This is a genomic window from Streptomyces sp. NPDC001889, from assembly GCF_053594535.1.
The window spans coordinates 17,971-35,904 of the sequence record NZ_JBSFER010000038.1; the positions used below are offsets into that span (position 1 = coordinate 17,971).

15 protein-coding genes and 1 pseudogene are annotated in these 17,934 nt (G+C 74.6%); 4 read left to right on the forward strand and 12 right to left on the reverse strand.

The window, feature by feature from the left end; all coding sequences use genetic code 11:
- Window positions 1–41 precede the first annotated feature (41 nt).
- A complete protein-coding gene (locus tag ACWCRA_RS33050; protein ID WP_451069297.1) occupies window positions 42–368 on the forward strand; it encodes a DMT family transporter in 327 nt (108 codons plus the stop codon).
- Window positions 358–918, forward strand: a complete 561-nt coding sequence (locus ACWCRA_RS33055) for a TetR/AcrR family transcriptional regulator (RefSeq protein WP_451069298.1) — start codon at window positions 358–360, stop codon at window positions 916–918. Before ACWCRA_RS33050 ends, ACWCRA_RS33055 begins: the two co-directional genes overlap by 11 nt.
- 135 nt (window positions 919–1,053) lie before the next feature.
- Here ACWCRA_RS33055 and ACWCRA_RS33060 read toward each other — a convergent pair whose 3' ends face one another.
- The 4 genes and pseudogenes from ACWCRA_RS33060 to ACWCRA_RS33075 form a co-directional block, all read right to left on the reverse strand.
- Window positions 1,054–1,791, reverse strand: coding sequence for a lysophospholipid acyltransferase family protein (locus ACWCRA_RS33060; protein WP_451069308.1), 738 nt, complete (start codon window positions 1,789–1,791; stop codon window positions 1,054–1,056).
- A 382-nt stretch (window positions 1,792–2,173) separates the two neighbouring features.
- Window positions 2,174–2,636 (reverse strand): annotated as a pseudogene (locus ACWCRA_RS33065) (VOC family protein).
- A 177-nt stretch (window positions 2,637–2,813) separates the two neighbouring features.
- Complete coding sequence (locus tag ACWCRA_RS33070) at window positions 2,814–3,827, reverse strand: hypothetical protein (RefSeq protein ID WP_451069299.1); 1,014 nt, start codon at window positions 3,825–3,827, stop codon at window positions 2,814–2,816.
- A gap of 64 nt (window positions 3,828–3,891) precedes the next feature.
- The gene (locus ACWCRA_RS33075) at window positions 3,892–4,470 is read right to left on the reverse strand and encodes an EF-hand domain-containing protein (RefSeq protein WP_351558234.1); all 579 of its coding nucleotides are present in this window, start codon (window positions 4,468–4,470) and stop codon (window positions 3,892–3,894) included.
- A 292-nt stretch (window positions 4,471–4,762) separates the two neighbouring features.
- Between ACWCRA_RS33075 and ACWCRA_RS33080 the strand changes: the two genes are divergently transcribed.
- On the forward strand, window positions 4,763–5,590 hold the full coding sequence (locus ACWCRA_RS33080) for an AAC(3) family N-acetyltransferase (protein WP_351558236.1): 828 nt from the start codon (window positions 4,763–4,765) through the stop codon (window positions 5,588–5,590).
- 15 nt (window positions 5,591–5,605) lie between these two features.
- Here the strand turns inward: ACWCRA_RS33080 and ACWCRA_RS33085 are convergent, their stop codons facing one another.
- The 4 genes from ACWCRA_RS33085 to ACWCRA_RS33100 form a co-directional block, all read right to left on the reverse strand.
- Window positions 5,606–6,700, reverse strand: a complete 1,095-nt coding sequence (locus ACWCRA_RS33085; RefSeq protein ID WP_351558259.1) for a winged helix DNA-binding domain-containing protein — start codon at window positions 6,698–6,700, stop codon at window positions 5,606–5,608.
- A gap of 139 nt (window positions 6,701–6,839) precedes the next feature.
- Entirely contained in the window at window positions 6,840–8,981 is a 2,142-nt protein-coding gene (locus ACWCRA_RS33090; RefSeq protein WP_451069300.1) for an MMPL family transporter, read from the reverse strand.
- Window positions 8,982–9,285: 304 nt separating this feature from the next.
- Complete coding sequence (locus tag ACWCRA_RS33095) at window positions 9,286–10,530, reverse strand: NAD(P)/FAD-dependent oxidoreductase (protein ID WP_451069301.1); 1,245 nt, start codon at window positions 10,528–10,530, stop codon at window positions 9,286–9,288.
- Window positions 10,531–10,843: 313 nt separating this feature from the next.
- Window positions 10,844–11,773 carry an NAD(P)-dependent oxidoreductase gene (locus ACWCRA_RS33100; RefSeq protein ID WP_451069302.1) on the reverse strand — a complete coding sequence of 310 codons (930 nt, stop codon included), beginning with the start codon at window positions 11,771–11,773 and terminating at the stop codon, window positions 10,844–10,846.
- A 312-nt stretch (window positions 11,774–12,085) separates the two neighbouring features.
- On the opposite strand from ACWCRA_RS33100, the gene ACWCRA_RS33105 reads away from it, so the two are divergent.
- Window positions 12,086–12,943, forward strand: a complete 858-nt coding sequence (locus ACWCRA_RS33105; RefSeq protein WP_451069303.1) for an SAM-dependent methyltransferase — start codon at window positions 12,086–12,088, stop codon at window positions 12,941–12,943.
- Window positions 12,944–13,407: 464 nt separating this feature from the next.
- Here ACWCRA_RS33105 and ACWCRA_RS33110 read toward each other — a convergent pair whose 3' ends face one another.
- The 4 genes from ACWCRA_RS33110 to ACWCRA_RS33125 are packed head-to-tail and all read right to left on the reverse strand — an operon-like array spanning window position 13,408 to window position 17,253.
- Window positions 13,408–13,647 (reverse strand): acyl-CoA carboxylase subunit epsilon, encoded by a 240-nt coding sequence (locus ACWCRA_RS33110; RefSeq protein ID WP_351558246.1) that lies wholly within the window; start codon window positions 13,645–13,647, stop codon window positions 13,408–13,410.
- The gene (locus ACWCRA_RS33115; RefSeq protein WP_451069304.1) at window positions 13,644–15,263 is read right to left on the reverse strand and encodes an acyl-CoA carboxylase subunit beta; all 1,620 of its coding nucleotides are present in this window, start codon (window positions 15,261–15,263) and stop codon (window positions 13,644–13,646) included. The genes ACWCRA_RS33110 and ACWCRA_RS33115 overlap by 4 nt, the downstream gene beginning before the upstream one ends.
- Window positions 15,260–17,086 carry a fatty acyl-AMP ligase gene (locus tag ACWCRA_RS33120; protein ID WP_351558248.1) on the reverse strand — a complete coding sequence of 609 codons (1,827 nt, stop codon included), beginning with the start codon at window positions 17,084–17,086 and terminating at the stop codon, window positions 15,260–15,262. Before ACWCRA_RS33120 ends, ACWCRA_RS33115 begins: the two co-directional genes overlap by 4 nt.
- Entirely contained in the window at window positions 17,083–17,253 is a 171-nt protein-coding gene (locus tag ACWCRA_RS33125; protein WP_351558250.1) for a hypothetical protein, read from the reverse strand. Before ACWCRA_RS33125 ends, ACWCRA_RS33120 begins: the two co-directional genes overlap by 4 nt.
- Window positions 17,254–17,934 lie beyond the last annotated feature (681 nt).

Genomic DNA, 17,934 nt, shown 5'->3' on the forward strand with positions numbered 1-17,934 from the left:
CTGGACAAACGTCCAGCTAGTTTTGAGGAGCGGAGAGACCGATGGTGACCTGGCTGATCCTGATGGGGGCGATCGCGGCGGAGGTGACGGCGACGGTCTCGCTGCGGATGTCGGACGGGTTCTCCAAGCTCGTGCCGACCGTGCTGGTCGTGGCCGGCTATGTGACCGCGTTCACGCTGCTGGCCGTGGTGCTCAAGCGGGGCATGGCCATGGGCACCGCGTACGGCATCTGGGCGGCCGCGGGGGTGGCGCTGGTGGCCCTGATCGGTGCGGTGTTCCTCGGGGAGAGCCTCACCTGGGTGCAGATCGGCGGGCTCGCCCTGGTGGTCGGGGGCGTTGTCGCACTGGAGGCCGGCGGTGCCCACTGAACCCGAGGCCGACGGCCGCCGGCGCCGCGGTGAACAGCGCAGAAGGCAACTGCTGGACGCCACCGTGCGGGTGGTGCACCGGGGCGGGCCCGGCGCGGTCACCCACCGGGCGGTGGCCGCCGAGGCCCAGGTGCCCAAGTCGGTGGCGACCTACCACTTCCCCTCGGTCGACGACCTGCTGACCGCGGCCCTGACCGACAGCGCCGACGCCTACGCCGCCGAGCTGGCCCGCACCCTGCCGGCGGACAGCACACCGGCCGAGCTCTGCGCGCATCTGGCCGACCACCTCAACCGGCGCCGCGAGCGCACGCTCGCCGAGTACGAGCTGTATCTCCAGGCCGCCCGCCGCCCCGCCCTGCGCCCCGCGGCCGAACTCTGGATCGCGCTGGCCACCCGGCTCGCCCACCGCTACACCGACGACCCCGCCACCGCCGCAGCGTTCGTCGCGGCGCTGGACGGAGCGACGCTCCACGCGGTCATGCGCGACGAGCCGCTGGACGCCGGCCGGCTGACCGCCGTGCTCACCGCCGTCCTCGCACCCGGCCGGTGAGACGGCCGGTGAGACGGCCGTGCCGGGCGGGGTCCGCCCCACCCGGCCGGTCCCGTCCGTGGCACACGCCCGGGGACGGCCGGGTCCCGTACGCCGCGCTCCGCGCGACAGCGGCCCCGCTCCCCCGCGCCACCGTCACCGGCCGGGCGGAACCGTTCCGCGTTCCCGGCGGCGCGACCCCGCGAGCCCTCGCCGGGGGACCGGCGGCACCCAGGTGGCCGGTGGCCCCGGCTCGCCGAGGTGCCCGGCGGCCGTCCGCCAGGCCGCCGTCACCGCCGCGTGGGCGCGTTCGGTACGGTCCGACGGCTCCCCCGCGAGCAGCACCGGGGCTCCCACATGGACATGCAGACCCGGCCGGCGCAGGGGTGCGGTGAGCGCTCCCGCGAGCTGCTTCGCCCGGCTTCCCGAGGTGATGCGCCGGGCCCCCGCCTGCCCCAGGGGGATGACGGGGGCGCCGGTGCGATCGGCGAGCCGGGACAGTCCGCTGCGGAAGGGCTCCGGGGCCGCCTCGGCGGCGTCCGGGCGGCGCGGCAGCCGTCCCTCGCCGTAGATCAGGACCAGCCGCCCGCGGGCGAGAGCGGCGGCGGCCTCGTCCAGGGCCCCGGCGGCCCTCCGGTCCCCCCGGTGCACGGGGATGTGCCCCTCGCGCGTGAGGGCGCGGCCGAGCAGCGGAACGCGCCACAGCCCGGCGGTGGCCATCACCACCGGCTCGACACCGAGCCGGCGCAGCGCGGCCAGCACCACCGCCGGATCGGCGAGCGAGGTGTGGTTGGCCGCGATGATGCTGCCCGGGGCGAAGTCGGCGCCCGCACCGGTGGTGACCGTCAGACGTCCGACGGCGGGCACCAGGGCATCGGCGAGGCGGCTGAGCATGGGGTGGGTCCTCCTGGTCTCGATGTGATCATCATCGTGGTCCAGAAGCGCCGCGCGGACGTGAGTACGGATACTCACTCCGCGTTCCGTGATGTCGAGGGGGCGCGGCCGGGTCGGCCCTGCCGCGCCCCCTCGACATCACGGGGCCCGGCCGGGCCGGCAGGCCCGGAACCGCCGGGGCCCGGCCGGGTGTCCGGCCCGCCGGGGAGCCGGGGCGAGCGCGTGGTGACCGGGGTCCGGGCGGGCGGTCCGCACGGCCGGCCGGGCCCCGGCGGGCGGGTCGTGCGTCCGTGGTCCGCGCGGCCCGGTCCGGCACCCGACCCGCTCCGGGGCCACCGCCGGGCCGGGAGCGGGTACGCCGCCGGGCCGGCGGGGCCGGGATTCAGGGCGCGTGCCCCGGCCGGTCGTCCTCGCGCCCGTGCTCCTCGGGGCTCTGGCGGCAGAGGAATTCGAGCCGGTTCCCATGGCTGTCGTCGACGAAGAAGCGCCGGTGGCCGGGGAAGCCGTCGTCCCATGTCACCGCCGTGCCCGCGGCGGTCAGCCGCTCGGCCAGGGCGTCGAGGTCGGCGACGAGGATGCCCGGGTGCCCCTTGCGGGACGGGCGGAAGCCCTCCTCGACGCCGAGATGGAGCTCCAGGGCGTCCGCGCGCACCCACAGACCACCGCGCGCGGCCAGCGCCGGGGGTTTCCCGGATCTCGGTCATGCCGAGGACGTCCACGGAGAAACGACGGCAGTCCTCCTCCCTGCCCGGCGGCAGGGTGAGTTGCACATGGTGCAGCCCGAGCCCGAAGGCCGAGGCGGCCTCCGTGCTCTCGTAGGGCAGTGTCCGCCCGCGTCCGCTCATGACCGACCGTCCTCGCTCACGGGTGGCGTGCCGTCGCCGGCCGACGCCACCGCCCGGTGCTCCCGCCGCCGGCCCGTGGGGTCCCGCCCGGTGGGGGCGGGGCCGATGGCCCCCGCGCGCCTCGGCGGAGAGCGTGACCCGCGACATTCTGCCCGCCCCGGAGGCCATCACGGGCCATCACATCGGGGCACGGCTCGGAGCGGCGCGGTGCTCCGCCGGGCCGTCGGTCCAGGTGTCGTCGTCCCCGCCGGAGGCGGAGGGTCCGGTCGCGTCCACGAGTGCCTCCCGCAGCCGCTCGTACCCCGGGGCGAGCCCGCGCAGACGGCCCGTCAGAACACGGTCGTCACCGGTGGTCAGCGGCTCCTGGAGCGAGCCGACCCGGACGGCTAGCTCCGCCGCGGCCGCCGCGGCGCCGGGGAGTTCCAGGAGGGAGAGGCAGACGGACGCGTCGGCGAGCCGGCGCGCGCCCACCCGGATCGCGAAGCCGCTCTGCACGTCCCGGGTGCCCTGCTCCAGCCCCCGCTCCACCAGACCGGCGAAGGCCTCGATCCCCTCGGCGCCACCGAGCGTCCCGGGCGGTACGGGGAGGTCGGTACGGCCGGACAGCCAGGCGACCGCCCCCGGCAGCGACCGCCGCAGGGCCTCGGCCGGGGTCACCTTCCGCTCCCGTACGAAGTCCGACCGCATCACATACGGTGTGTCGCTGTAGGTGACCGTCTCCGCCCGCCAGGCGTCGAGGAAGGCCGGCGCGGAGAGTGTCGCGTACGGATGGCCCTCCGGGTCGTGCAGCAGTACGGCTCCGTCGTCGGCGGCGAGCACCGCCACGTAGTGGTCCCCGAAACCCGGCTCGGGGGTGCCCGGCCGGTAGAGCAGCAGCCCCAGATCCACCGGTCCGGCCAGCACCGGGCCCCGGGAACAGGCGTCCCGCAGCCGGGCGTACGCCTGCGCCGGTGTGCCTCCGGAGGTGTGCGCGCAGCTCAGGCCCAGGAGGTCGATGGCCTGGTCGAGGCCGTACCCCGGGTCCCAGCTGTAGGGGTCGAACAGCGGCAGGGTGCCGCCGATGAGCTGGAACCCGAAGGGCGAGCCGGTCAGTGTCTCGATCACGGCCGGCGGGGGAAGCTCGTCCGCCCCCGCGGCCATCCTGAGCGAGTGGGTGTAGCAGTAGGGGCCGGAGCCGTGGTACGGGATCATGTGGAGCCCTCCGTCGAGGTGGCCGGGACGAGCGACCAGTCCAGAGGTTCACACAGGGGGAGGGTCAAGCGGCTTCCGGGCCCGGGGCGAAGTCGGTGGTTCCGGTCCACCAGGTGCCCGGGGCCTCCGGGTCACGGCTCGCCCAGAACTCGACGATGGCTCCGGTGAACTCCTCCTGGGACAGCCGGCCGTCGCCGTCCCGGTCGAGACGGCGGAACGCCTCGGCCGCGTCCTGGCGCGCCAGTCCGGGGAAGTGTCCGTGCTGGAAGGCGAAGAACTCCTCTCCGTCCACCGCTCCGTCGCCGTCGGTGTCGGCGACCGCGAGAAACGCCTCGGCGAGGGCGCCGAGTGTCGCCCGGGCCGCCGCCGGGTCGTCGGCCAGCCTCCGGGTGGACGCGATGAACTCGGCGCGGCTCACCGACTCGGCTCCCGGGGGCAGATGCGGCAGGTGCAGTTCGCGCCAGATCGTCAGATAGGCCGCGACGACCCGCAGTTCGGCCTCCGACCCCTCGGCGTGCCCCAGGGAGGCGGCGACCGACCGTCCCATCAGCACGTGGTCGTGTTCGGTCAGCCGGCCGTCGCCGTCCCGGTCGAGGTGGTCGAAGCCGTGGCCGATCTTCCGGATGAGCAACTCGTCGGACATGGGGGGCCTTTCGGTCGGTGCGGGTACGGGTCTCCTTGGTAGCAGGCCCCCGTGGTGGCCGTCCGCCCCATCGGGAAAGTCCCGGACTCCGCCGCGCGGCCCGCCCTTCGGGAGCCTCGGTGCCGCGGGGTGACGGCCGCGCCCACCGGCCGGGCGGGCGGGGCCGGTGAGCCGGGCGGGCCGGGCCCTCGGGGCCTCCCCCGGGCCGGAGGGGGGTTGCCCCGGCGGGCGGTCCGGGGCGTACCGTCGGTCCGGGGCGGCGGTACCGCCCGGAGCCGATGGAGGAGGACGGGTGGCGATCAGCGCGGAACAGCTCGGGCGGGCCGTGGACGAGTTGGGGCTCGGCGGGCTGCCGGTCCTGGTCCACGCGGCCCTGCGGTCGTTCGGGGAGCCGCTCGACGGCGGCGCGGACGCCGTGGCCGACGCCCTCGTCGGGCGTGGCTGCACCGTGCTCGTACCGGCCTTCACCGAGCCGCACTTCGGGGTGGCGCCCCCGGCGGAGCCGTCGATGCGCCCGGCGCGCAACGGCCTGGACTACGCCCGGCCGTGGCCGCGCGAGCCCCTGGCCGCGCCCGATGTCTACTCACCCGGCTGCGGACTGGTCAACCCCCGGCTCGGCGCCTTCCCGGCCGCGCTGCTCGCCCGCCCCGGTGTCCGGCGCGGCGGGCACCCGCTGAACTCGTTCGCCGCCCTCGGCCCGGACGCGCCGGCGCTCGTCCGCGACCAGAGCGCGGAGGATGTGTACGCGCCGCTGCGGGCGCTGGCCGAAGGGAACGGGTGGAGCCTGCTCATCGGTGTGGGGCTGAACCGGATGACCGTGCTCCATCTCGCCGAGCAGCAGTCCGGGCGGCGGCTGTTCCGGCGCTGGGCCAGGGCCGAGGACGGCCGTACCGTCCAGGTGGAGGTGGGTTCCTGCTCGGAGGGGTTCCCCCGGCTGGAACCCCTGCTCGCCCCCCGTGCCCGTACGACGACCGTGGGCGCCGCCCGCTGGGCCGCCCATCCGGTGCGCGAGACCCTGGCGTCGGTGGTGCCCGCGCTGGCCGCCGACCAGGAGCGCACCCGCTGTTCGGCCCGGTGCCCGGCGTGCCGGGACTCCATCGCCGGCGGGCCGCTGGGCTGATCCGCCCCGGTGGCCTCAGGGGAGGGTCCCGTCGATCCGCACCCGGTCGCTCGCGTGGTCGGAGAGGAACAGCGCCAGCGCCCCGCCCTCCTCCGCGACGCCGGCCCGCTCGGCCCGGGAGAGACGGCGCAGCGGGGTGACGGTGACGGTGCCCTCCGCGACATCCCAGGTGGCGGAGGTCCGGCCGTCGACCAGGACGAGACGGGCGCCGGTGACCGACAGCCCCCGGTGGGCGTCGTCGATGATCCGGCCGCGCTCCTGGTAGCCGAGGACCGCGTTGTCGAACGCGGGCAGGAACCGTACCGGTGCGGGGGTGTCGGGGTCGGGGCGCGGGGCGTCGGGGAGGTCGAGCAGCTCCCGGCCGTTCTCGTCGCGGAAGGCGACCAGTTCCCCGCGGATCGCGCGGACCGCGGCCGGCAGCCCGGCGAGTCCGGACCAGGCGCGCAGATCGGCGGTGGCGGCGGGGCCGAACGCGGCCAGATACCGCCGTACCAGCGCCTGGCCCACCGGGTCGGCGGGGTCGGGGTCCAGGGGGGCGATCTCGCGGCCCAGCCAGGACGAGAGCAGGGCGTTGCGCACTCCGCCCCGGGCGCGCCAGAGGCCGCGTGGCGGCAGTTGCGCCACCGGGAGCAGCGCGGCCATCAGCATCTCCCCCAGCGCCCGTGTCCCCGCCTCCGGCCAGCGGTCGGTGAGCGCCCGCGCGAGATCGCCCATCGAGCGCGGCTCGCCGTCGGCCATGACCGCCCGGCCGGCCGCCGCGAGTTCGCCGAGGTCGATCCCGTCCAGTTCGTTCCGGTAGACCCCGAGCACCCGCTGGCGCAGCATGGTGTCGTGGCGGGCCCGCCAGGCCAGCGCGTCCTCGGCGGTGACCAGGTGGATGGTGCGGCGCATCAGATGCATCCGCACCACCTCGCGGTCCGTCAGCAGATCCGAGAGCGCGTCCGGCGTGAAGCCGCGCAGCCGCGACCAGAGCCCGGTGAACGGCTCCTGGGGCTCCTGGGCCTGCATGCCGCCGAGGTGGGCCACGGCGTCGACGGCCGGGATGCCGGAGCGGTCGAGCAGCAGTTGCCGGGCGAGCGCGGAGCGGTTGAGCTGCCGGGTGCCGAGCACGGTGGTGCCACGGCCCGCCCGTGGACGCGGCGGCGGCTCTGAGGTGGGGGCCGTCACGGTGATCGGGTCCTTCCGGTCGTCGTACGCGCTCTCGGGCACTCCCCAGCGTGACAGAGGAAGAGGACAGGTTCTGTCCGCTTCAGCGGGGTGGAGCCGAACCGGGGGCGGGCGGGGGCCCCGGAGCGGCCGGGGGCTCGGGGCGCCGGCTGAGTGTGCCGGGCCACCAGGCGAGGCGTCCTATGTCCCGCACCAGCGCGGGGACCAGCAGCGACCGCACCACCACGGTGTCGAGCAGGACCCCGAAGGCGACGATGAACGCGATCTGGACGAGGAAGGCGAGCGGGATGACGCCGAGCGCGGCGAAGGTCGCGGCCAGGACCACACCCGCCGAGGTGATCACCCCGCCGGTGGCGACCAGCCCTCTGAGCACCCCCTCGCGCACTCCGTGGCGCAGCGACTCCTCACGGACCCGGGACATCAGGAAGATGTTGTAGTCCACCCCGAGGGCCACGAGGAACACGAAGCCGTACAGCGGGACCGAGGGATCGGTGCCGCTGAAGCCGAGCAGATCCTCGAAGACCAGGGCGGAGACCCCGAGGGTGGCGAGGAAGTTCAGCGCCACGGTGGCGACCAGCAGCAGCGGCATCACCAGCGAGCGGAGCAGGCCGATCAGGATGACCAGGATGATGGCGAGCACCACCGGGACGATCAGGGTGCGGTCCCGTTCCGCCGTGACCCGGGTGTCGTACTGCTGCGCCGTGTAGCCGCCGACCAGGGCGTCCGCTCCGGGCAAGGCGTGCAGGGCGGTACGGAGCCGGGCCACGGTCTCCTTGGCGGCGTCGCTGTCGGGCGCGTCCTTCAGCGTCACATCGATCCGCACCCGCCCGTCGACGACACGCGGCGCGCCGCGGCCGGGGCCGCCCCGGTCGGTGACGGGCGCCGCGCCGGCCACACCGTCGGTTCCCCGAGCCGCGGCCGTCACCCGCCCGGCCCGGTCGGCGTCGGCGATGACCACGGCGGGGCTTCCCGAGCCGCCGGGATAGTGCTGGGCCAGCACCCGCTGGGCGGAGACGGAGGGCGCGTCCTGGACGAAGATCTCGTCCAGTGGCACGCCCCGGGAGGTGAGCGCGGGCGCGAAGGCCGCGCAGACCAGCAGCCCGGCGAGAGTGGCGGCCCAGACCCGGCGGGGTGCCCGGTCGATCAGCCCGGCCACCCGGTGCCACAGCCCGCCGTCGGCGTCGGGGGTCACGTTCCTGGCCGAAGGGGGCTTCGCGGGCCAGTGGGCGGCCGGGCCCAGCAGCAGCAGAACGGCGGGGAGGAAGGTGAGGGTGCTCAGGACGGCGCAGACGATACCGATGGCGCCGACCGGACCCAGCGCCCGGTTGTTGGTGAGATCGCTGAGGAGCAGCGCCAGCAGTCCGAGCGCGACGGTGGCCGCGCTGGCGACGATGGCCCCCGTGGAGTGCCGCAGCGCGGCCCGTACGGCGGCGAACCGGTCCGCCCGCACCGGCAGCTCCTCCCGGTAGCGGGCCGTCAGCAGCAGCGCGTAGTCGGTGGCGGCGCCGATGACCAGGATCGACAGGATGCCCTGGACCTGGCCGTCGACCCGCACCACACCCCGGTCGGCGAGCGCGTAGACGACGGCGCAGGCCAGCGCGAGCGCGAGGACCGCCCCGACGATGATGACGAGCGGCAGCAGCACGCTGCGGTGGACGAGCAGCAGAATCACCAGCACGGCGGCGAGGGCGACCCCGAGCAGCAGGCCGTCGATCCCGGCGAAGGCGTCGGAGAGGTCCGCCCGGCTCGCGGCGGGTCCGGCGAGGTCGGCGGTGGTGCCGGGGACGCTCCCGGCGGTCTGCCGAATCCGGTCGAGCGCGGGCCGCAGTTCGTCGCCGAGGTCCGGGCCGAGCTGGACCACCGCCTGAAGGGCGCGGCCGTCCGCCGACGGCAGCACGGGTGAGACCTTCCCCACCACTCCGGGTATCGCGGCCAGGGGGCCCCGGGCCGCTTCGGCCGCGCCGCGCGCGCCCTCGGGCAGGGGGCCGCCGCCGTCGGCGGTCCAGACGACGATCACCGGGGCGGTCTCGTTCTGCTGGAACGCCCGCTGGGCCTCGATGACCTCGGTGGACTCCGCGCTCGTCGGCAGAAAGGCGGCCTGGTCGTTGGTGGCGACCTCGCCGAGCTTTCCGGCGTAGGGGCCGAGCGCGCCACCGATGCCGAGCCAGACGAGGAGCAGGAGGACGGGGACCAGCCAGCGGGCCCGGCGGGGGGTGAGGGACATCGTTCTCCAGAGTTTCCCGGTTGCGCGGTTCTGCGGTTCTGCGGTTCTGCGGTTCTGCGGTTCTGCGGTTGGACGGTGTCGCGGGGCGGGGCGGGGCGGGGCGGTCACCGGCACGGTCCCGGCGGGGCGGGGCACGCACTCCCCCACGGCCGCGTCAGGACGGGTCCATGACCGGGACGGCCCGCCCGGTATCCCTCCTTCTGGCCGGATCGGCCGCATGGATGCGCCCGGCGCGGCTGAAATTCGACCGGAATGCGGAGGACCGCATCCGCCGGCCGGGCCCAGGGGCCCCGGGCCGGCGGATTCAGCGGCCCAGATCGCGCAGGACCTCGCGGGCCGCGCGCGCTCCGGACGCCAGCGCGCCCTGGACCGAGCCGGTGGCCCGGTGGTCGCCGCAGACATAGCGCCCCGGGCCCACCCGGGTGGTCCGGCTCAGCGGCTGCGGCGGCGCCATGGCGGGCAGGGCGTCCAGCACCGTGCGCACGGTCAGCGGCTCCCAGCCCTCCGTACCGGTGGCGTACGCCTCCGCCAGCGCCTCGCGCACCCGGCTCTCGCGCCCCGGTGTGTCCGTGCCGAGGACCGAGGTCGCGATCAGACTCCGGCCCGCCGGGGCGTACCCGGGCACCACATCACTGAGAACGCAGGTGTTGAGGAAGCGGCGGCGGCCGTCGGTGAGCAGGGTCGGTTCGCCCAGCGGTGAGGCGCCGGCCGCGTGGTAGTAGGTGGTGACGACACGGTACGGCGGCACCTCCACGCCGGGCAGCAGCGCGGCCACCCCCGCCGGGCCCGTCGCGACCACCACGGCGCGCGCCCCGATCTCGGTGCCGGAGCCGAGCAGCGCGCCTCCGTCGGTGAGCTGTTCGACCGGGGTCTCCGTGTGGAGCGCGCCCGGGGGCAGCGCGTCGGCGAGCAGCGCGGGCACGGCACCGATCCCGGCGGTGGGCAGACAGAGCGTGCCGCGCAGCATGCTCCGCCACACGAGGTGGAAGACCCGGCTGGAGGTCTCCAGTTCGTCCTCCAGGAAGACCCCCGAGAGGAAGGGGCGGAAGAAGTTCTCGACGAAGCCGTCGGAGAAGCCGGCCGCGGCGAGCGCGGTCCAGGTGGTGCGCTCCCCGGCCCTCTTCAGCACCCGCGCGGGAGCGAGCGCGTCACGCGCCGACAGCACCCCCAGGGCCAGCAGGTCCCGGACGGTGACCTCGCGCGCGGGCAGCGCGGAGAGCCGCCGGGGTCCCCGGGTCGGGTCGCCGAAGCGGAGCCGGCCGTGGTCGGTGTGGACCAGCACACCGGGGGTGAAGGGGCGCAGCCTCAGTTCGCGCAGGGCCAGGCGGCGGCGCACCTGGGGGTAGGAGGTGTTGAAGACCTGGAAGCCCCGGTCGACGACGAACCCCTCGTACCGGTCGGAGCGCATCCGGCCCCCGACGCCGTCCGACGCCTCCACGATCCGTGCGTCGATCCCGGCGGAGCGGAGATCGCGGGCACAGGCGAGACCCGCGAGCCCCGCGCCGATCACCAGGACATCCGGCGGCGGACCGGCGTTGAGCGAGGGCATGGCGACCGTCCTTCTCCCGGCGGGTCCGGCCGGCGGTTCACCGGAGCCGGAGCCCTCACCGCGTTGTTACGCCGCACCGTACAACCATTTCGGGAAAGGAGGCGGCAGACCCCTCAGGGAGAAAGGGAAACGGCATTGTCCGGAGAGCGTCCTGGGGTGGTCGAGGAGTAATCCTTCAGCACAGACGGGTTCCTGATGGGAATGACAGGATTCCCGGCGAGCGCCACGACGGCCGCCCCTGCTCCCGCCGTGCTTCTCGCCGCCCCCGTGGCCCCGGCCGTCGCGCCGGAGCCCGCGCCGGCGGCCGGTGTGGTCAAGGGCCCGCCGGGCTCGGTGCCCGTTCCGGTGCGGACGGAGGGGGTGTTCTGAGCAGTTCCGTCAGGACGGAGATGCTGTGCTCGCGGTGGCCCTCGGCGACCGCGCGCCGCAGCAGCGCGGCGATCGGGGCGAGCCAGGAGAAGTCGATGTCCGCCTCCTCGCCCATCGCCGGGTCCTCGGCCATCGCCTCGATCCCGTCGTGGAAGATGCCCACGGAGGAGGCGGGTTCCGCGTAGTCCCCCGAGTCGATCTCCGCGGCCAGGGCCGGCAGGATCGTGCCGATCTTCTCCAGCCACTTCACGCTGTACGGGACCAGTGAGCCGGCCGGCAGTCCGCGTGCCGTGATGAGGACGGCTCCCTGGAAGAAGCCGAGCAGCGTCGGCAGCAGCGCCCCGGCCAGCGCCGAGTCGTACAGGGACGCGAGGTCCACCTCCGCGCCGAGGTGGACGGTGTCGCCGCCGAGCGCGGCGAGCGCGCCCGCGTGCTCGTCGAAGACGGCGCGGTCACCGCTGTAGTGGAGAAGAGTGTCGGGCCGGCCCACCGCGTCGGGCACGCTCATGACCGATCCGTCGAGGAAGCGGGCGCCGTGTCCGGCCGCCCAGGCGGCCATCGCGCGGGCGGCGGGCGGGGTCCCGCTGTTGAGGGTGACCAGGGTGCGTCCGGCCAGCTGTCCGGCGGCGGGCTCCAGGGTTTCGCGCGTGGCCTCGTAGGTGGTGAGGCAGGCGACGACCAGGGGGCTCGCGGCGACGGCCCGCGCCGCCTCCGGCTGGTGGACCGCGCCCAGGGCGACCAGTGGCGCGGCCTTCGCTGGGCTGCGGTTCCAGACGGTCGTGGGGTGCCCGGCGCCGAGGAACGCCCCGGCGAGGGCCGTTCCCATGAGGCCCAGACCCAGGACGGTCACGGGTGGTTTTCTTCCTTCGGCCATGATGCGCTCCAGTCCACAGGGCGGCTCTTCGGGGCGGTTCCGGTATCCGGGAAATGGGCGCGCCGGACCGGGGACGGCGGGGCGCGAGGTCACCTCATGCTGCTCCTCGCTCCGCTCTTCCGACAAGAGCGCGGTATTCGGCCGATGGGGTGGAATGCGGTGGCCGGGGCAGGGGTCGGGACAGGGGAACGGACCGGGATTGCCGGGTAATTCCCGTGCGGTTACCGGTCATTCGGAGCGGGAGAGAGGGCGGTTATTCCTCCTCTGATAGGTCTTTGCCTCGTCCGGCCGTCCACCCAGCAGGGAGCCCCCATGAACGCGAACACCGACGAGCACACGGGCCAGGAGGCCGTCCCGCCCGCGGCGGGTGTCGGCGGACTGTACGACCGGAACACCGATCTGGTGGACGGGGCCGCCGACGGGAACATCCACTTCGGCTACTGGGAGAACGACTCCGACGGCAGTTCGTTCCTGGAGGCGACGGACCGGCTGACCGATCTGGTCGCGGAGCGGGTGGCCGCCGGGCCGGGGCGGCGGCTGCTGGATGTGGGCTGTGGCACCGGGAGGCCCGCTCTGCGGCTGGCCGCCGAGTCCGGGGCGCGGGTCACCGGGGTCTCCATCAGCCACCGGGAGATCGGGCTCGCCCGGGCCAGGGCGGAGCGCTCGGGCCTCGGCGACCGGGTCGCCTTCCGGTTCGCGGACGCCATGGCCCTGCCGTTCGACGACGAGTCCTTCGACACCGCCTGGGCGATCGAGTCGCTCACCCATATGTCCGACCGCGCGGAGGCGCTCATCGAGATCGGCCGGACCCTGCGCCCGGGTGGCCGGGTCGTGATCTCGGACTTCATGCTGCGCCGGCCCGTGACCGGGGCGGCCGGGGAACTGGTCGACGGCATGTGCGAGGTGTTCCAGGCACCCTCGCTCGCGAGTCCCGACGAGCACTGGGGTTCGGTGCGGCGGGCCGGTCTCGACGTGGTCGAGTTCCTCGACATCGGGGAGCGGGTGCGCCGTTCCTACCGTGAGATCCCCGAGTTCCTGGGCCGGGCGGGGGCCACGGCCGAGGAGAGCGCGGACATCGAGTTCCTGGCGTCGGCGGACTCCTTCACCCGGGCCGGGGAGCTGCCGGAGGTGGGGTACGTCCTGATGGTGGCGGAACGCCCGAGAGGGTGAGGGGCCGGGGGGTGGTCCCGGCCGGGGGCAGCGCCCGGGGGTGGCACCCGGCGGTGGCACCCGGCTCGGCGCCGTGACAGCCCGGCCGGGAGCGGCGGCAGCCGGCACCGTGACGACCGGCCCCGGGCGGTGCGACCCGCCCGGGACAGGGACCGGGACGGCGACAGCACGGCCGGGGGGCAGCAGCCGGCACCGTGACGACCGGCCCGGGACAGGAGTCGGGGTGTGCGACCCGCGCGGCGACAGGGGCGAGCACAGCGGCAGCCCATCCGGCGGACGCAGCCGGCACCGTGACAACCCGGCCCGGGACAGGGGCCGGGGTGGTGCGACCCGCACGGCGACAGCACCCGCCACCGTGACAGTCCACCCCGGGACAGGGGCCGGGACAGCCCAGCCCACCCGGGGGCGGGAGGGGAGCGCGGCCCCCATGTCCCCCGGGCCACCCGGGCCCCCCGGCGGGCGCGTCAGTGCCAGCCGCTCCAGCGCCAGGCGCCCGGGCCGCGACGGCCGGGCTGGTGGCGAATCCAGTGGGCGCGCCCGCCCCCGCGCCGCGGGTCCGCCGAGCCGGGGGCGGCCTCGCTCCACCGGGCGCGCAGGGCGCTCGCGGCGCTGAGCGCCCGCAGCGCCACCAGCACGGCGGCGAGTTCCTCATCGGTCGGCGCGCCGCGCAGAATCCGGACGCGCGGCTCGCGGTCCCGGCTCACAGCGGAATGTTCCCGTGCTTGCGCGGGGGGCGGGTGACGCGTTTGTCGCTCAGCGCCCGCAGGGCCACCGCCGTCTGCCGCCGGGTCTCGTGGGGCATGATGACCATGTCGACGTAGCCGCGCTCCGCCGCCATGTACGGATTGCAGAGCGCCCGGTCGTACGCGGCGCGCAGCCGCTCCCGTTCGGCCGCCGGATCGGCCGCCTGCTCCAGCGCCCGCCGGTGCAGTACGCCCACGGCGCTCTCACCGCCCATCACCGCGATCTCGGCCGTCGGCCAGGCGAGGTTCACATCGACCCCTTGGTGCTTGGAGCCCATCACGCCGTACCCGCCGCCGTAGGCCTTTCTGGTGACGACGGTGATCATGGGAACGGTCGCCTCCGCGTAGGCGTAGAAGAGTTTGGCGCCCCGGCGGATGATCCCGGCCCGCTCCTGGTCGAGCGAGGGGATGAATCCCGGTACGTCGACGAAGGTCAGCACGGGCACGTGGAAGGCGTCGCAGGTTCTGATGAAGCGCGCCGCCTTCTCACTGGCGTCGATGTCGAGCGCCCCCGCCATGAAGGCCGGCTGGTTGGCGACGACCCCCACGCTCCGGCCCTCGACCCGGCCGAACCCGCAGATCATATTGCGGGCGAACAGGAGCTGCACCTCCAGCAGTTCGCCGTCGTCCAGGACGGTGTGCACCACGTCGAGCATGTCGTAGGGATGGCCGCGGTCATCGGGGATCAGCCGGTCCAGGGCGAGATCCGCCGCGCCGAACTCCTCCGGCACGCCGGGGGCGGGACGGACGGGCGGGTCCTCCATGTTGTTGGAGGGCAGATAGCCCAGGAGCTGCCGCACATAGGCGAAGGCCTCCTTCTCGTCGGCGGCCAGCCAGTGGGCGTCACCGGAGACGGTGTTGTGGCTGCGGGCCCCGCCCAGGGTCTCCCGGTCGACGACCTGACCGGTGACGGTGCGCAGCACCTCGGGCCCGGTGACGAACATGTGGGAGATGCCGTCGACCATGACGACGAAGTCCGTGAGCGCGGGGGCGTAGACGGCGCCGCCCGCGCAGGGGCCGGTCATCAGGGAGATCTGCGGCACCACTCCCGACGCGTCCACATGCCGCTTGCCCAGTGCGGAGTAGAGGGCGAGGGAGACCACGCCTTCCTGGATGCGCGCGCCGCCGGAGTCGTTGATGCCGATGACCGGGGTGCCGGTGCGGATGGCGAAGTCCATCACCTTCACGATCTTCTCGCCGAAGACCTCCCCCAGGGCGCCGCCGAAGACGGTGAAGTCCTGGGCGAAGAGACAGACCCGGCGGCCGTCGATGGTGCCGTGGCCGGTGATCACACCGTCGCCGAAGGGCCGTTCCCGCTCCCCGCCGAGATGGTGGCCGCGGTGCCGGGCGAGCGCGTCCAGTTCGACGAAGGAACCCGGGTCGAGCAGGGCGTCGACCCGTTCGCGCGCGGTCAGCTTGCCCTTGGCGTGCTGCCGCTCGACGGCGCGCGGGTCGTACGGACCGGCGAGCAGGCTCCTGCGCCGGGCGAGTTCGGCGATGCGCTCCCGTGTCGTACCGCCGCCGCTCTCCCCGGAGTCCCGGGGCTCCGGCGGCGGACCGGGGTCCGGCGGCGTCACCGTGACACCCGTACGGAATCGGCGGCCGGGCCGGACGGGGGCACGGCGGCGGAGCGCAGCGCGCCGTCGGCGTACCGCCGGACACACTCCCGGCGCCGCACCTTGCCGCTGGAGGTGCGCGCCAGGGTGCCGCGCCGGACGATCAGGATGTCGTCCGGCACCAGCCGGTGGTCCGCGCGGATCGCGTCGTGGACCCGTTCGCGGAGCAGCCGCTCCCCCGGTTCTCTCAGCACCCTGCCGTCCGCCTCGACGACCACCACGAGCCGCTCCCCGGTGCCGTCGTCGACGGAGAAGGCGGCGGCGCAGTTGGGGCGGAGCCCGGCCACGGCGGTCTCCGCGGAGAGTTCGATGTCCTGCGGGTAGTGGTTGCGCCCCCGCCGGATGATGACGTCCTTGAGGCGGCCGGTGACATACAGCTCGCCGTCCCGGAGGAAGCCGAGGTCCCCGGTGCGCAGATGGGTGCCCGGCGCGTCCGTGGACGAGGGGTGCGGTGCGGTGCTCCCGCGCAGCCGGGCGCGGAACGTGGCCTCGCTCAGCTCGGGTCTGCCCAGGTAGCCGGCGGCGACGCACGGCCCGCTGATCCAGATCTCGCCGACGGTGTCCGCCGGGGCGGGCTCCCGGGTGACCGGGTCGACGATGCGCACCTCGGTGCCGAGGACGGGTACACCGCTGCTGACCACAGGCGTCGCACCCTTTTCGGCCCCGGACACCGGCAGGACCCGGTTCCCGCCCAGGGCGCTCGCGGAGAGGAAGAGCACGGTGGGCTCGCGGTGCTGGGGCGTACCGGTGGCCTTGAGGGTGTTCTCGGCGAGCCCGTACCCGGGGGCCATGGCGCGCGGGTCGAAGCCGTGGGAGGCGAAGGTCTCGGCGAAGGAGCGGAGGGTGCGCCAGCGGATGGGCTCGGCGCCGTTGCCGGCGACCCGCCAGGCGGAGAGGTCGCGCACCTGGGAGGTGCGCCCTTCCCGGGCGGCGCGCACACAGAGTTCGTACGCGAAGCTGGGGGCCGCCGCGTGAGTGCCCCGGAACCGGGAGATGGCCTCCAGCCAGCGGGCGGGCCTGCGGATGAACGCGTCGGGGGCCATGAGATAGGACGGCGCGCCCGTCCAGAGGGGGAGCAGCACGCCGAAGAGCATCCCCATGTCGTGGAAGAGGGGCAGCCAGGAGACGAAGGTGCCGTCCCGGCCGCAGGGCCAGAGCTCCTCGGTCTCCACCACATTGCCGTGGAAGTTGGCGTGGGTGACCATGACGCCCTTGGGGTCGCCGGTGGAGCCGGAGGTGTACTGGAGCAGGGCGATGGAGTCGGGGCGCGGTTCGCGGGCGCTCCTCGGGGGGCGCTCGCCGGGCGGCGCCGAGAGGGCCAGTGACTCGGTGTCGACCAGGGTCAGTCCGGCGAGCGCGGGCAGCCCGTCGAACCGCTCCCTGAGGTCCTTCGCCACCTCGGCGGTGGTGAGCACGGTGGTCGTCCCGGCGTCATCGGCGATGCGGCGCACGGTCTCGACGGCCTGCCGGCTGCGGGGAACCTGGACGGGGGCGCCGGCCACCTCCGCGTACATGCAGCCGAGGAGGGTGCGGATGAACTCCGGCCCGGAGGGGTGGAGCAGAACCGCGGTGCGGCCGGCCAGACCGGTCCGCTCGAAGGCGGCGGCCCGGGCGCGCGCCGCGTCGTCGAGCTGCCGGTAGGTGAGCCGCTCCCCGGGCTCCTCGCCGTCGCGGAGGAAGACATAGGCGGTCCGGTCGGGCTGCCGCTCGCTGCGCGCCCGCAGAGCGCCGGGGATGGTGTCCATGCCCGGCTCCGGGGGCCCGATGGCCTGGCGCGGTGTCATGAGATCCGCTCACCGGCCCGGGGAGGTGCCATCGGCGGGGCCTCGGCGGTGGAGGGGGACAGGGCGAGCACGGCGCGGAGGATTTCCGTGGTGCCGGGCATCGGAGGGAGGGGGACGGGGCCGGCGGGGACCGGGGTCGCCGGCACGGCATCGGCTATGTGTTCCATGGGCGCGCCTCTTCCGCGGAGCATTCGCGACAGTGGTGACGGACACCGGACACTGAACATGAGATTCGGCGGTTTCCGGGGCGACCCTACCCGGGAAACACCGCCGTATATTCAGAGCGCAGTCATGGGGTGGTAACCCGGGACGCCGCAGGAGCGAATCCTTTCGGCAGCCGTGAGCCGCGAAACCCCGGACCCGCGTCCCCGGAACTTCCCACGGATGTCCCGGCGGATGACGGACAGCCGCCGGGACGGATTCCGGACGGATTCCGGACGGATTCGGAAATACTTTCCGGGGTTTTCCGAGGAGGCCGGGAAATCCCGGTGCCGGCCGCTCACCCGGCGTCCACGCTGCGGTAACGCCGCCTTCTTCCAGGCTGCCGCGGTACGGGAGTCGGGCGGTGGGAGCCCTGGTGTCCTCTGGTGCCCATGGTGCGTCTGGGCAGGGACGACCGCGACGGGGAGACACGGCAGTGTCAAGAAATGGCTTGTTGTCCCAGAGCAATTGATTTCCTCAAAATTTATACTTATCCTGAAGTCGGCCGCGCCTTCGGAATGGCCGAATGAGTGTTCGGTATGTGTGGCGACGGGAGAGCCTGTTCGGGAATGTTGATTTCGAACTGACATACCCATACCCCACGGCGCCCCCATCCCCTTCTTCCGCCCCCGCATCCAGCATCCGGA